Annotated in this window: 1 protein-coding gene; it reads left to right on the top strand. The window is 46.9% G+C overall.

The features are described from left to right. Positions 1 to 109 precede the first annotated feature (109 nt). Positions 110 to 948 (top strand): pyruvate, water dikinase regulatory protein (locus GY683_RS06400; RefSeq protein WP_297287953.1); only part of this gene is annotated, 839 nt, incomplete at its 3' end.

Here is a 948-nt window from a genome sequence, read left to right as displayed (position 1 = left end):
CAGTTGAATCAAATTTATGGCGTAACAATTTATTCAGCTGTCGCACGATGGGCGTATTTTATGGTATACTGCTGTGTGATTTTATTAATTATCTTCTTAAGGAGCTGACATGTACGTCCACACTCCCAATAATGACACAACTTCCCAAAACACCAAATTCGAGCCCATGCGGAGCGCGTTCTTCATCTCAGATGGTACAGCGATCACTGCTGAGACTTTAGGCCGCTCTCTACTAAGTCAGTTTGGCAATGTCAAATTTGACATCAAAATCATTCCCTATGTTGATAACGCTGAACTCGCCCAAGAAGCAGTTAAGCGCATTAATGAGGCGCATCGCCTGTCAGGACTTAAGCCTTTGGTGTTTGATACCATCGTAAGCGATGAGATTCGCACCATCATTAATGGCGCCCAAGCCACCAATCTAGACATCTACGAAGGCCTTATCAACCGCATCGCCAATGAGATCGGTGAGAAGCCAGATCCGCATTCAGGTATTGCACACGGTCATGTTGATAGCGACGATTATAAGGCGCGTATTGATGCGGTACACTTCGCCCTAGATAATGATGATGGCGCACGCACGACGCACTATGATGGTGCTGACATTATTTTGGTGGGATTATCACGTTCTGGCAAGACACCAACAAGCCTATACCTAGCCTTACAGTTTGGTATTCGCGCTGCTAACTACCCTTTGACCGAAGACGACCTAGACAGTAGTAATCTACCTAAAGTACTGCAGCCATACCGTCATAAGCTATTTGGTCTGACCATTGACACCGAACGATTGGTGCGCATTCGCCAAGAGCGAAAAGCAGGCTCTCGCTACGCATCCCTTGCCCAGTGCCAAGAAGAACAGCGCGCCATCCAAGCCATCTATACCGCCCAAAAAATCCCAAATCTTAATGTCTCTGAGATGAGCGTGGAAGAAATTGCCACGCGCATCCT

Origin of the sequence: Moraxella sp., from assembly GCF_024227015.1 — a bacterium.
Lineage (GTDB): Bacteria > Pseudomonadota > Gammaproteobacteria > Pseudomonadales > Moraxellaceae > Moraxella.
This window is presented reverse-complemented; position numbering and strand designations above follow the sequence as displayed.